The organism is Arthrobacter sp. ov407 (assembly GCF_900102895.1).
Lineage (GTDB): Bacteria > Actinomycetota > Actinomycetes > Actinomycetales > Micrococcaceae > Arthrobacter.
In genome coordinates, this window is the sequence record NZ_FNGD01000015.1 from 65,779 (window position 1) to 78,955 (window position 13,177).

The window sequence follows — 13,177 nt, forward strand, 5'->3', positions numbered from 1 at the left end:
ACAAACCCGACCTGCAAGAAGGACCATCATGTCGGTGGCCTGGACTCGAGCATCGTTCCGCCGGCTCACGGCAGCGATCGTCGCCGTCGTGCTCGCGGCCGCGACGGGCGGGTGCACTCCCGGGCACGAGCCGCCGGTGCAGCCCGTGTCGCCCGGTTCCGGCTACCGGGCCATGCTAGAAGATTTCAGCAAAAGATTGCTTGACGACGGCGCCCCGGCCGTCCTCATCCAGATCCGTGTGGGCGGGGACGAGTGGTCCGCGGCCTACGGTGTTCGAAACCTGGCCAGCCATTTCCATGCCGAGATAACGGACCCTGTGCACGTGGGCGGCATCACCAAATCCATGGTGGCGGTCTGCGTGCTCAAACTGGCCGAGGAAGGCCGGCTGGAGCTGGACGCGCCGGTCAGCACCTACCTCCCGGAGTTTAACAAGGTAACGCACCCGCCGGGACCTGTCACCGTCCGCCAACTGCTGCAGCACCGCTCCGGGATGCCGTCCGTCGACGGGCCGCTGTACGATCCCGCCACCGTGCGGCAGGCCCTGACTACCAAGGTGAGCCTGGCGGACCTGCTGGCCATGGCGGGGCGGATATCGTGGCAGGCCAAACTGGCCCAGGGATTTGAGTACTCCAACTCGAACTACATTGCCTTGGCGCTGATCGTCGAGCACCTGACCGGCCGGCGGATCGGCGAGGTGATCAGCACCGACATCATCAAGCCGCTTGGCCTGAGCGAAACTTCGATGACCGCGGCCGGGCCTCCGCCGACGTCCATGGTCCACGGCTACATCGCGCTGGACCGCAAACAACTCGACGTCACCTACCCGGCCGCGCAGATCGACAACGCCGCCGGCGGCATGGTGTCCTCCGTGACGGACGTGAATACGTTCTACCGCGCATTGCTGCAGAACCGGCTGCTCAAGCCGGAGACGATCACGCAAATGGAGAGCCCGCTCTACGCCAGGTACGGGCTCGGCGTGGTCCGCTGGAACGACCTCTGCACGAACAACTTCTACTACGGCCATCCCGGCGACGTGCCCGGCTACGGCACCATCACCATGACCAGCGCGGACGGAACCCGGCAGCTGACCATGGCCGTGGCCTACCCGCCGGAACCGCTCCAGCCCGGGGACACCCACATCCTTCACCAAATGGAATCCGTCGCCGAGGACACCCTCAACGCCACCTGCCAGACCGGGCCGACAGGGCCTCTCAACAACGCCGCCGGAAGTCTGGGCTAACGCCGCGGCTGCCGCTTTGAGAATCAGGCGTGACAATTACGAGTGACAATCACAAGTGACAATCGGGCAAAAGTCACTGCGACAATGGGCAGATGACAGCCATCATCCTCGTCTGGAACCCGGACGAATGGAACGATTGGACCTACCCGGCAGTACTGGAGGAGGTCGCCGAAACCGGCCGGTTCCTGGCCAGCTGGGAGGTCGGCACGGGGCTTGGCACCGGGCTCGGCAGGGAGGCCGGCACAGAGGCCGATGACGCCAGCAGCCTGGCGGACGCCGCCGTCTCCGGAGCGGACGCGTGGCTCGTGCTCCAGGGCCGCCACGGGCGCGGCCTGATCGGCCACGCCGTCATCGTCTCGGAGCGGCCCGCGCCCCGTCTTCAAGCACCCGACGCCGCGAACGCCGCACCGGCCGGTTCCCGGCTCTACGTCCGCGTGGCCTTTGACGCCCTCCTGCCCGCCGGGGACCAGATCCCGGCCGCGGCCCTCCAGGAAACCGTGCCCGGCCTCGACTGGGATGGGCTGAACGGACCCGCACTGGCCGTCGAGCCGTCAGTCGAGCCCCTGCTCCGCGGACTCTGGCGGGAGTTTGGCCCGCCGTCGGGGGCCGACCCCACCCAGCCCGTGCCCGGCACCGTCCCTGCGGCGGCGGTCAGCCGGGTCGAGGTGAACCGGTATGAGCACAGTCCTGACGCGAGGCGGGCCTGCATCGCCCATCACGGGACCAGCTGCGCCGTGTGCGGGTTCTCCTTTGAAATCGCCTACGGGGACATCGGCAAGGATTTCGTTCCGGTGCATCACCTGGTCCCGGTGTCACAACTGGGCAGCGACTACGAACTGGATCCCGTCACGGACCTCGTGCCGCTCTGCGCCAACTGCCATGCCATGGCGCACCTCGGGGTGACGACGCCGCGCACGGTCGCGGAGCTGCGCCGGGCCATGGCCTCCGCCGGGTACCTGACCGGGCAGGCATTGACCCAGAAAGAGCTCCAGGCCCAGCAGGACGCCCGGCGGATCCTCAAACAGCAGTAACGCTCCACGCTCACACGCTCTTCCACGCTTTCACTTCGGGCAGCCGCCCCAACAGGGGCTTTAGGCACCGGCGGGACTTGGGCATATGCCCGGACACCGTCGAATTGCTGGACTTACCGGCATGAAGCACCACAGACTGTGTACAACGGCTGGCTGGGCGGCGCCGCAATTCCTGCCGTCAGGCCGGCCGGGGACTTCCAGCAGCATCGTTTGGGGCTTTGCTTAATACCTTTTCCACCGCCGTGAAGGGACCTGGTTATGCCGGACTTGTCATTTTTGTACACGCTCATTTCGATCATCCTGGGGGCGGTCGCCGTCGTCGGCGTCATCTGGGTGGCAACAAAACTGATGTGGAAGGTGGCGGAACCGAACGAGGCCCTCATCATCTCCGGGTTGACGCGCGGCACGCTGGAAACCCGGGAGGGGATGGACTTCAAGATCGTCACGGGTAAGGGGGCCCTGGTGTTGCCCGGCCTCCAGACTGTGCGGCCGTTGTCCCTGACGCTGAATGAGACCGAACTTAAGGTCTCCTGCGTGACCTCCCAGGGCATCCAGGTGATTGTCGACGGCGTGGTCATCTACAAGATCGGCGATGCCCCGCCGTTCATTGCCAACGCCGCACGGCGGTTCCTGGGCCAGCAGCCCAAGATGGAAAGCCAGGTGTACAACGTCTTCGAAGGCCACCTGCGCTCGATCATCGGCAGCATGACGGTCGAGGAAATCATCCGCGAGCGCGACAAGCTGGCCTCCCAGGTCCGCAGCGCCAGCGGCGTCGAAATGGAGAAGCTGGGCCTGGTGGTCGATTCGCTGCAGATCAAGGACCTGCAGGACCCCACCGGCTACATCCAGAACATTGCCAAGCCGCACATCGCCATGGTCAAGATGGAGGCCCGCATCGCGGAGGCCACCCGGAATCGCGAGGCGGCGGAAAAGGAAGCGGAGGCTGAGGCCATGATTGCCGACGCACAGAGTGTGTCTGCGATCCGGCAGTCCGTGGCGCAGGCCAATGCCGAGCGTGCCAAGGCGAACGCGGCTCAGGCCGGGCCGCTGGCCGATGCCTCGGCGCGTCAGCAGGTGGTGGTCCAGGAAACCGAGGTGGCCAAGCTCGAGGCCGACCGGGAGGAGCAGAAGCTCCAGACCACCGTCCGCAAGCCCGCCGACGCGAGGGCCTACGCCAAGCGCACCGACGCCGAGGGCCAGAAATCCGCCGACATCAGCGCCGCAGAGGCGTTGGCCCGGCGCACCGAGCTCGAGGCCCAGGCCAATGCGCGCCGGACCGAGCTGCAGGCCCAGGCGAACGCGACGGCGGCAGCGGCAGCAGCCGGGGCCACCAAGGTTACCGGCGAGGCCGAGGCGGCCGCCACGAAGGCGCGCGGCGATGCCGCCGCCTCCGCCATCAAGGCCAAGGCACTGGCCGAGGCGGAGGGCATCAAGGCGCGTGCCGAGGCGCTCGCAACCAACCAGGACGCCGTCATCTCCCAGCAGCTCGCCGAGAACATGCCGGCGATCGTGGCGGCGGCGGCCGAGCCGTTTGCGCACGTCGGCCAGATGACCGTCCTCAACGGCGGCGAAGGGGTCAACCAGATGATCGGCGGGATAATGGCACAGGTGGGCAACTACCTCCCGGCGCTCTCCGGCGCGCTCAAGAACAGCCGGGAGGCCGCCAAACGGGACACCAAGGCGCCGGGGGCGTAGTGCCCGCCATGCACGCGGAAGCGCAGAGATTCTGATGCACGGGGGTCTAGATGTACGGGGATTCTGATGCACAAGGATGTTGACCGGAGCCTGACCGGAAAGATCGGGCGCGTCACGGGACGGATCGGCCCGGGCACCATCGGCGAGGTCATGCTGCCCGTCCGCGGCGGCACCAGCGCGTTCCATGCGCACCCGTTCGACAAGAGCAGCGTCTTCGCCGTCGGCGAGCAGGTCCTGGTCATCTATTTTGAGCCGCCGCAGACCGTGTTTGTGGACGAACTTCCGGATGTCCTCAAAGCCGACTGACCGCAACGAACGGCTCCGGGCACGTTGGTCGCGCCATCCGGCGGCTGTCACGGTGAGGATGAGCTCCGGGTTTTCGAACAGGACCGGGTCGTATCCCCCGGTCGCTTCGAGCGCATCGCCCCGCGAGAGTGCCCGCCCGCTGGAGCAGTCTGCACCTACTGAGAAAGGGCCTTCTGTCGAATGCTAATCATGCTTACTATTGTTGTGTGTGCTGGTTCATCAGCAGCAGCTAACCCGTAAGGAAGAGAGCAATGATGACCGAGAACCCATGGCCGCAGACATCCGATTCGTACCCCGCGGAACCATACGACACGACCGGGTCGGCGGCGGCTGCCGCCACGACGCAGGGTGCTGCCTCAGGCAAGACCGAGGCTGCCAAGGACGAGGCAGCGAACGTCGCCGGCGAAGCCGCGGGCGCGGCCCAGCACGTTACGGAGACGGCCAAGACAGAGGTGGCCAACGTCGCCTCGGAGGTGAAGACCAGCGCCCGGGGTCTCTTGGAGCAGGCGAGGTCCGACCTCTCCAGTCAGGCGGGAGCACAGCAGCAGAAGGCGGCCGGAGGGATCCGGGCGATCTCCGAAGAGCTTCGCAGCATGGCCGAGGCGCCGGAGCAGCAAAGCGTTGCATCGGACCTGATCCGTCAGGCCGCGGACCGCTCCGCGTCGGTCGCCTCATGGCTGGAAAACAGGGACCCTGGCTCGCTGGTGGACGAAGTTAAGTCCTTTGCCCGGCAGCGCCCGGCAGCCTTCCTGCTTCTCGCGGCGGGCGCCGGCGTCATCGCCGGACGTCTGGGCCGAAGCCTCCAGGCCGGGGTCCCGGGCACGACCTCGACAATAGGACCGGGCGTTGCCCCTCAGCCCGTGCGGCCCCCGGCACCGGACAGCATGATGACGCCGGCCGTTGGCGAGCCCATCTACCGGGAGCCCGCACCCGTCGTCGGCGAATCCATAGATGGAGAGCCCGCGCGGCCCGGCTTCTCCGGTCCGGGCACGGCTGGTCTCCCACTGCGCGACCCTGATGATCCGTATGTCGATGGCGAAGGGCGGCCGCTGTGAGCAGCGAGATACCGGAGATGCCTCCCACGGCGCAAGCTAAGGCGGACGCTAATTCCTTGGGCGACCTGCTGGGCGATGTCACCCGTGACCTCTCCACGCTGATGCACCAGGAAGTTGAACTCGCGAAGGTCGAGGCCAAACAATCCGTTGCGCGGGCAGCCAGAGGCGGCGGCATGCTTGCCGGGGCCGGAGTTGCCGGGCACTTCGTCCTCCTCTTCCTCTCGATCGCCCTCTGGTACGGCATCGGCATGGAGTGGACCGGCTTTGTCTGGTCCGCGGTCATTGTCGCCCTCCTGTGGGGCGTCGTCGCGGCCATCCTCGCCGCCAGGGGCCGCAAGGAACTCAAAACGGTCGAGGGCATGCCCCAGACCGCCGAAACACTCCAGGAAATCCCACCCACCCTGAAACCGAATGAGGACCACCGATGAGTGAAAACCCTGACGCCATCCGCGCAGACATCGAAGCAACCCGCGCCCGCCTTGGCACTGACGTGGACGCCGTCGCCGACAAAGTGACCCCGTCCAATATCGTCCACCGGCAGACCGACAAGGTCAAAGACGCCGCCACAGGTGTCAAGGACAAAATCATGGGTACAGCCGACGAGGCCACCGGCAGCGTCGGAGCGACGATTGCTGATGCCGGCTCCGCCGTCGGCGACGCACCCCACAAGGTAGCGGTCAAGACGCAGGGGAACCCCCTCGCTGCCGGTCTGATTGCCTTCGGTGCGGGCCTGCTCGTCTCCTCTCTGATTCCGCCGAGCGCCAAAGAACGCGAAGCAGCCGAGGCCCTCAAGAGCGCCGCGGAGCCGGTCACCACCCAGCTGACGGAAGCCGCTCAAGACGTCGCCCAAGGCTTGCAGGAACCCGCCCAGGAAGCCATGGAAAACGTCAAGACCACTGCTGCCGACGCCGTGGAGAACGTCAAGGAGGAAGGACAGGCCGCCGTTTCCGACGTCAAGGACAGTGCCGCGGACGCCAAAGACCGCGTCCAAAACGCGTGAGCCGCCCGGCCGAGCCGGAGCCCGGCGGCGTAGCACGCCGCCGGGGACCGGTCCGCCCGGCGGAACAAGACGACTGGGCTACGCACCGACTCCTCAGCATGGCGGCGCGTCTGGACAAACGGCAGATCGACCGCAGCCTCACACCTCTGGGCCTGACCCAAGGGGCGCTCGACGCGCTGGCGTCAGTCGCGGACCACGAACCAGTTACTGTCTCCGACCTGGCCCCGCTGCTCTGCGTGAGTCAACAGAGCTTGGGTAGAGTCATCCATCGGCTTCAGGGCCTCGGCTTCCTGACCAGAGAACGCGGTGACGACCGCCGCAACGCCGAGGTCCGGCTCACCCAACGCGGGCGCAGCGTCCTCGAGTCGGCCGAAGGCCTCGTGGACGGACTGCCGCCAACAGGAACAGGGTCCGAGGGGGCGCTGCACCGCCAACTGGAAAACTTCATTGGTGAACTCAAAAAGTATGAACGGTGATCACTGTGTTACTGCTTTTCGGCCTCAAGTCCGTCCTGCGCGACCTGCCCGGACGTGCGGCAACGTGCCAGTACTGCCACCGGCTGGTTCACCATCGCCTCCAGGAACACGCCACCAAATTCACACTGTTCCTCGTTCCGCTCTTCACCACGTCCAAGACCTACCGCATCACTTGCTCAAGCTGCGGGCAAACCTCGGCAATCAAGTCCCGCAATAAGGTCCTGGTCCGGTGAGGAATGGACGATCCCCCTCCAGGGAAGCGGCCCCGACCAGAACCTCTCGGGGTGGCTCCTGACGCCGAGCTCAGAGATGCTTCACGCAGCTCCCCCTCACGCTTATCCGGCCCCTTCGCCTAGTAGACTTGTGTCGGCTCTCCAGTCCCCCCAGCGTGGAGAGCCGGCAGCCTCCGCGCTTGAGTCCTGGACTCGCGCGGAGGCTTTCCTCACCGGGACCGGCGTCATCGCCGTAGTAACAGGGCCCTGTGCTCACGGTGATTCGGCGGGGACAGCGCCCTCGCCGTGGCGGATGCGCTTCACGACGGCTGTAGTGGACACATCGGCCACGTAGTCCAGAATTGCCACCGTTCCCCCGTACCGTTCCACGGCTTGGGATTCAATGAGCATCTCCGGAGAGTAGTCACCGCCCTTGGCGTAGATCTCCGGGCGGAGCTCCTCGATGAGTGGCACCGGGGTGGGCGTGTCGAACACGGTGACATAGTCCACGCAGCTCAGTGCGGCGACCACGGCGGCCCGGTCCGCGACGGTGTTTATCGGCCGGTCCTGGCCTTTCAACGCTCGGACGGAATCATCGCTGTTTAATGCCACCACCAGAATGTCCCCCAGCTGCTTGGCTTGGTTGAGATACCGGGTGTGGCCGCGGTGCAGGACATCGAAGCAGCCGTTGGTGAGCACAATCCTCTGCCCGGCGGCCCGGTGGCGGCTGATCTGCCGGGTGAGTTCCCCGGCATCGAGTGCAGTGTCGGCGAAGCTGGCCAGGTGGCGGCAGAGATCCTCGGTGCTGCACACCGACGTACCCGCCCGGCGGACCACAATGTCCGCTGCCGCCTGGGCGAGGTCCACGCTCGTCGTCAGGGGCAATGAGGCGGCCCGGGCCAGGGTCAGCGCAGCCACGAAGGTATCCCCGGCCCCGGAAGCCTGCTTCTCCGCGACGGGCTTGGCCCATGTTCGGTGGACGTCACCAGACGCCGGCAGCAGGATTGAACCTTCACGGTCCAGTGTCACCACCACGGCAGCTGCCCCGGTTGCGTCGAGCAGCTCTTGGCGGTGGCCGACGACGACGGCGGGACGCCCGGCGCTTGCCGAGAACTTGAGGCCAAGCAGTTCGGCGGCCTCCGGTGCATTCGGCGTGGCCAGGTCCGGACTAAGAGCGGCCCAGGGCCGGGGATCGTGGGCATCGACGACCGTCAGCAAGGACGCCGGGCGCCCTGCGAGCGCTGCGAGGAGGGTGCTTTTCACCTGCCCGCCAAGGAACCCGGCACCATAGTCGCAGATCACGACGGCGTCCTGGTTCCGGAGAACGTCGGGCAAGGACATTGCCGAGGCGGTGAGGGCCGCCACCGGGATCCCAGCTGCGACCTCATCGAAGCGCAGCAGCAACTGGCCGCCGCTGCTGATCCGCGTCTTCGTGGTGGTGGTCAGGCCCGGGACCCGGCCGACGTGTGCGGTGTCCACTCCGGCCGCCTCCAGTTGTCGCAGCAGTTCCGCACCTGCCCCGTCGCAACCCACGACGCCGACGAGGCGCACCTGGGCCCCGAGCGCGGCCAGGTTCACTGCGGTGTTCGCGGCGCCCCCCGGGGCGAAACTGCGCTGGCCTATGTCGACCACCGGGGCCGGCGCTTCTCGGCAGAGCCTTTCGATCGTGCCACTCCACCAGCCGTCCAGCATTGCGTCTCCGATGACGGTGACCGCTGGGCCGATCGCGGACAGCCGTCTGGGAAGCCACTCTTCCAAGCCACGCTGCTCCGCCAGGTTCCCGCCGTCGGGGGTGTTCTGCCCGTCCGGGGGCGTGGTCACGGTTGCCGACTTCCACCGGGGGCGCGTCCCATCACTGCGTGCTCCTTCACGTGGCCCACGGGCGGAACTACCTGGAGACTGCCCACGGGTTCCGCCGTTTGTGGAACGCGGATGGCGATCAGCTCCTTGGATCTGTTGCGTGCGGGGTGGACAGTCGCAGACACGAGTCTCCTTCCGTAGCTCTTGGGGAGGTCCCGAGCGGCTGCCGGAATGCTCACGGGCTTTTCACGGACCCTCCTATGACCCATCACTTACCCCGGTGGGGGCAGGTTTACACCCCTCGCTTGCGGCGGAAGTGTTCCCGGCGCCCGGCGGATAATCGACGGCGGGCGGGGTAGCCAACGGCCCCGGAGGGGAACTATGGTGGCCGCACGGTCGGCCGACAGGCCGCCAGACCGGCGGCTCACCGTGAGGACACCGGGCCAAGGTACGGACACGGGAGGACCTGATGGCGGAATTCGGCCCGGGAGAATCCGGAAACGCTGACGTGGTCGGGTGGGGTGTCGGACCGGTGTTGGAGAAGTTCGATCGTGTCAGACGGATCGCGGTGCTGCGCGGGGGTGGGCTGGGCGACCTCCTGTTTGCACTGCCTGCCGTCGCTGCTCTCCGGGCCGCCTACCCTGATGCCTCGATCACAGTCCTGGGAACCCCCGTCCACCAGGAACTGGTGGGCAGCACCGCGGGCCCGGGCTACGACGTCCGCATCCTGCCGTTCGCGGAGGGCGTCCGGCCGGGCCGGGAAGTCCCCGAAGCCCTGGAGGCCTTTTTCGCCCAGATGAGACAGGCACGTCTCGACCTCGCTGTGCAGCTGCACGGCGGGGGGCGCTTCTCCAATCCCTTCCTCCTGCGCCTGGACGCCCGGCATTCCGTGGGCGCCCGGACCCCAGATGCTGCCCGGCTGGAGCGGAACCTGCCCTATGCCTACTACCAGCACGAACCGCTCCGTGCCCTTGAAGTTGCCGGACTTGCCGGTGCTCCCCCGGTCGGGCTGGAGGCTCGACTCCGGCCCTTGGGCCGCTACACCGCAGGGCTGGGACCTCTCTTGCGGGGCGAGTCCTCCGTCGTGGTGATCCACCCCGGTGCGACGGACCCGCGTCGCCGCTGGCCGGCGCAAAACTTTGGCGAGGTGGCGGCGGCCTGCGCGGCGGACGGTTCGCGCGTGCTCGTAGTAGGCACCCGGGACGACGAAGACCTGGCCACGGCAGTAGTGGAGGCTGCATCCTCGGCACGGGTCACCTCGCTGGCCGGTGAGCTGGCGCTCGGAGGGCTGGCGGCGTTACTGGCCGCCGCGTCGGTCCTGGTGGGCAACGACAGCGGTCCGCGGCACCTGGCACAGGCGCTGGGTACTCCGACAGTGGGCCTTTACTGGGCCGGGAACGTCATCAACGCGGGCCCGCTCGGCCGTAGCCGGCACCGGGTACACGTGTCTTGGCTGACGCACTGCCCCGAGTGCGGTGCTGACGTCACCCAGGTCGGCTGGACGGCCCCGCGTTGCCCGCATGAGAGCACGCTCGTGGCAGGCATCAGCGTGGAAGCCGTCTATCAGGACGCGCGGATGTTTACGGCCAGGAGCCCTCTTCCGCGGGGCAGATAAGCAACTCGCGGACAACACATGCCGGGGGCTGGGAGAGCACGAAGAGGACAGCCTGGGCCACATTGGCGGGGTCGTTGAGTTTGGAATCATCCTGCGGCCTGTACTGCTCGGGCCGGCCGTCGAAGAACTTGGTCTTCATCCCCCCTGGAATCAGCGTGGTAACACCGATTTCTCCGCCAGTTTCCGCCGCCAGGGCGTGACTGAACCCCACCACACCGAACTTTGAGGCGCAGTACGCGGATGCCTCCGGCAGTGCCCTCTTTCCGAGGGTCGAGGCTACCGTGACCACCCGTCCATGTGATGCCTTCAGATAGGGCAGCGCCGCCCGGACCACGGACACCGTGCCCAGGAGATTGACGAAGATGACCTGTTCCCAGTCGTCGGCCGGGACTTCCTCCAGCTTTCCGCAGCGGTCAATGCCGGCGGCGGTGACCACTGCGTCCAGGCCACCCAGGGATTCGGCGGCCTGGGTGACCGCCTCACTGACGGCTGTCCGGTTCGCGACGTCCACCTCGATAGCCTTCGCCGCCGACACGGTCCGGATGTCGCGGTCCAGCACTATGGGCGTTCCGCCGGCCTGCAGCACTGCGTCGACAACGGCGGCACCGAGTCCGGAGGCGCCTCCGGTGACCAGCACCCTGCCGGTTTGCATCTCGTAGGTCATGATGTTCCTTTCGCTTTGCTGCCGGTCGTGGGGCGCGCCGGCCTGGGTTGGGAGGTGGGAGGCGGGTCAGCCGACGCGGGCCAAGGCATCGGCGAGGTGAGTCGTGGAGCGCGCCGGATGGTACGGGACCGTGAGGCAGCGGCCGCCCCAGCTCTCCACCAAAGGTGTTTCGGGCAATTCCCGGACGTCGTAGTCCCCTCCCTTCACCCAGATGTCGGGACGCAGCATGTTCAGGCATTTTTCCGGGGTGTCTTCGTCGAAGACGAGGACGGCGTCGACGCACCCAAGGGCCAGCAACAGTTCCACCCGGTCCAGCTGATTGATGATGGGACGGGACGCCCCCTTGAGGCGCCGGACGGACGCATCGGAATTCAGGCACACGATCAAGCAATCGCCAAGGTCCCTGGCGGCGGCGAGGGACCGTGCGTGGCCGGCATGGAGCAGATCGAAGCAACCTCCGGTCGCCACCACGGTTCCGCCGGCGCGTCGCACCCGGCGGGCCAGGGCCGCCGCGTCGCTGCCGGAACCGCCGCCCCTCCGGCCGGTGCTGTGTCCGGAATGGGGCACCGGCAGGGGTGGGCCCTTCAGCGTCTCCACGCCGCCGCCGGCCAGGAACGACGCCGCGTCACGGACGGCAACGGGGGACGATTCCGTCAGGTCATGGCCTGCCGCCAGCTGGGCGGCGAGGCTGGCGGCGAGCCTGTCGCCGGCACCGCAGGGATCGGCCACGACGGTCTTCGGCGCCGCAATGTGGAGCGCGGCCGAAGCGGAATCGCGGACCAGGGTCGCCCCGTGCTCGCCCTGGGTCACGAGCACGGCGTTGCTATGCCAGAGACTCATCAGTGTCCGGGCCAGCTCTCCTGGGTCGTCGGCAGATGGTGCAGCTGTGGACATGACCGCAGCAGCGGCGCGGGCTTCGGACCAATTGGGCGTCACGACGTCGACGCCCGCGACTGGCATTGCGCCGGCCGGATGCGGATCCCAGATGATGGGAACGCGACCTGCTAGTCGGGTCAGCGCCGCGCGAAGGGACGGGTTGGCCGTCAGGCCTCGGCCGTAATCGGCCACCACAATGGCGGCCGCGCCCTCCAGTGCCTGCAGCATTGCCGGCGTCACGGCGGGGACCGGAGGGCGCTGGCAGCCTTCATCGAACCGGACAAGCGGGTGGCCGCCGGCGCGGACCCTGGTTTTGACCGGGGTGGGGGCGCCCGATGGGCCAGCGACAACCGTGACGCCGGCCAGTTGCCCTTCAAGCCGAGTGGAGGCCTCGTCCGTTCCGAGTACCGTCACCAGAATTACGTGGTGCCCCTCCCCGGCGAGCATTGTGGCGACCAGACCTGCGCCACCCGCACGTTGGCGGGCGCCGGATACGTCAACCACCGGCACCGGTGCATCCGGGCACAGCCTCGTGGCCACCCCGTCAACGTCAACGTCCAGCAGGACATCGCCGACGACAACGATGTTCATGACCCGGCCCCGGGCGGGGTTTCCAGTGGACCATGCCGCAGGATCTCGGCGTCGAAGGCGCGGCAGATGGCATGCAACGCAATCAGATGGCACTCCTGGGCACTGGCCGCGGGACTATCGATCGTTACGGCTTCATCACAGTTCAGGGCCAGAGGGTTCGGGCCGGGGCCGGTCAGCGCCCAGGTGGTGACGCCCAGCCCTGATGCGGCCTCCACCGCCCGGAGCAGGTTCGCGCTCCTCCCGCTGGTGGACAGCAGCATCAGGACGTCCCCGGCGCGGGCGTGCGCCCGCACCTGACGGGCGAAAAGCTCCTCGAACCCGTAGTCGTTGGCGATAGCGGTCACGGCCGAGGTCTCGGCATGAAGCGAGATTGCCGAGAACGGCATCCGTTCGCCGTCGAACCGTCCCACCAGCTCCGCCGTCAGATGCTGGGCCTCTGCGGCAGACCCCCCGTTGCCGGCAGCGAGCAGCCTGGCTCCCCGCGCCAGCCGGCGCGCCAGTTCCTCCCCCCATGCCGCCAACAGGGACGACTGGCTCCGCAGCGACTCGAGCGCCGGGAGGACGTTGTCCAGGTGCGATCGGACGGCTGCCACCGACCCGGGCCGGGCGAAGGGAG

The 13,177-nt window shown here is 67.5% G+C and carries 14 protein-coding genes; 10 read left to right on the forward strand and 4 right to left on the reverse strand.

What is annotated here, in order from left to right; all coding sequences use genetic code 11:
• The first annotated feature begins 28 nt into the window (after positions 1 to 28).
• From BLS42_RS17450 to BLS42_RS17490, 9 genes are all read left to right on the forward strand, one after another.
• Positions 29 to 1,240, forward strand: a complete 1,212-nt coding sequence (locus BLS42_RS17450; RefSeq protein WP_090583445.1) for a serine hydrolase domain-containing protein — start codon at positions 29 to 31, stop codon at positions 1,238 to 1,240.
• Positions 1,241 to 1,332: 92 nt separating this feature from the next.
• Positions 1,333 to 2,271 carry an HNH endonuclease gene (locus BLS42_RS17455; protein WP_090583447.1) on the forward strand — a complete coding sequence of 313 codons (939 nt, stop codon included), beginning with the start codon at positions 1,333 to 1,335 and terminating at the stop codon, positions 2,269 to 2,271.
• 258 nt (positions 2,272 to 2,529) lie between these two features.
• On the forward strand, positions 2,530 to 3,966 hold the full coding sequence (locus BLS42_RS17460) for a flotillin family protein (RefSeq protein WP_090583449.1): 1,437 nt from the start codon (positions 2,530 to 2,532) through the stop codon (positions 3,964 to 3,966).
• A 66-nt stretch (positions 3,967 to 4,032) separates the two neighbouring features.
• Positions 4,033 to 4,272: a hypothetical protein gene (locus BLS42_RS17465; RefSeq protein WP_090583451.1), complete on the forward strand. Its 240-nt coding sequence runs from the start codon at positions 4,033 to 4,035 to the stop codon at positions 4,270 to 4,272.
• Positions 4,273 to 4,523: 251 nt separating this feature from the next.
• Entirely contained in the window at positions 4,524 to 5,327 is an 804-nt protein-coding gene (locus tag BLS42_RS17470) for a hypothetical protein (RefSeq protein ID WP_090583452.1), read from the forward strand.
• A gap of 17 nt (positions 5,328 to 5,344) precedes the next feature.
• Entirely contained in the window at positions 5,345 to 5,755 is a 411-nt protein-coding gene (locus BLS42_RS17475) for a phage holin family protein (RefSeq protein ID WP_090583453.1), read from the forward strand.
• Entirely contained in the window at positions 5,752 to 6,327 is a 576-nt protein-coding gene (locus BLS42_RS17480) for a DUF3618 domain-containing protein (protein WP_090583455.1), read from the forward strand. Before BLS42_RS17475 ends, BLS42_RS17480 begins: the two co-directional genes overlap by 4 nt.
• A gap of 98 nt (positions 6,328 to 6,425) precedes the next feature.
• Positions 6,426 to 6,803 carry a MarR family winged helix-turn-helix transcriptional regulator gene (locus BLS42_RS17485; protein WP_090583457.1) on the forward strand — a complete coding sequence of 126 codons (378 nt, stop codon included), beginning with the start codon at positions 6,426 to 6,428 and terminating at the stop codon, positions 6,801 to 6,803.
• Positions 6,800 to 7,036: a zinc-ribbon domain-containing protein gene (locus BLS42_RS17490; RefSeq protein ID WP_371129608.1), complete on the forward strand. Its 237-nt coding sequence runs from the start codon at positions 6,800 to 6,802 to the stop codon at positions 7,034 to 7,036. The genes BLS42_RS17485 and BLS42_RS17490 overlap by 4 nt, the downstream gene beginning before the upstream one ends.
• A gap of 252 nt (positions 7,037 to 7,288) precedes the next feature.
• Here the strand turns inward: BLS42_RS17490 and rfaE2 are convergent, their stop codons facing one another.
• Positions 7,289 to 8,836 carry a PfkB family carbohydrate kinase gene (rfaE2, locus tag BLS42_RS17495; protein WP_256336540.1) on the reverse strand — a complete coding sequence of 516 codons (1,548 nt, stop codon included), beginning with the start codon at positions 8,834 to 8,836 and terminating at the stop codon, positions 7,289 to 7,291.
• 448 nt (positions 8,837 to 9,284) lie between these two features.
• Between rfaE2 and BLS42_RS17500 the strand changes: the two genes are divergently transcribed.
• Positions 9,285 to 10,430, forward strand: coding sequence for a glycosyltransferase family 9 protein (locus BLS42_RS17500; protein WP_090583459.1), 1,146 nt, complete (start codon positions 9,285 to 9,287; stop codon positions 10,428 to 10,430).
• Here the strand turns inward: BLS42_RS17500 and BLS42_RS17505 are convergent.
• The 3 genes from BLS42_RS17505 to BLS42_RS17515 form a co-directional block, all read right to left on the reverse strand.
• Positions 10,396 to 11,094, reverse strand: coding sequence for an SDR family oxidoreductase (locus tag BLS42_RS17505; RefSeq protein ID WP_090583461.1), 699 nt, complete (start codon positions 11,092 to 11,094; stop codon positions 10,396 to 10,398). The two genes, BLS42_RS17500 and BLS42_RS17505, sit on opposite strands and share 35 nt — an antisense overlap.
• A 66-nt stretch (positions 11,095 to 11,160) precedes the next feature.
• On the reverse strand, positions 11,161 to 12,561 hold the full coding sequence (locus tag BLS42_RS17510; protein ID WP_090583462.1) for a PfkB family carbohydrate kinase: 1,401 nt from the start codon (positions 12,559 to 12,561) through the stop codon (positions 11,161 to 11,163).
• Complete coding sequence (locus BLS42_RS17515) at positions 12,558 to 13,154, reverse strand: D-sedoheptulose-7-phosphate isomerase (protein ID WP_371129611.1); 597 nt, start codon at positions 13,152 to 13,154, stop codon at positions 12,558 to 12,560. Before BLS42_RS17515 ends, BLS42_RS17510 begins: the two co-directional genes overlap by 4 nt.
• Between the last annotated feature and the right edge of the window lie 23 nt (positions 13,155 to 13,177).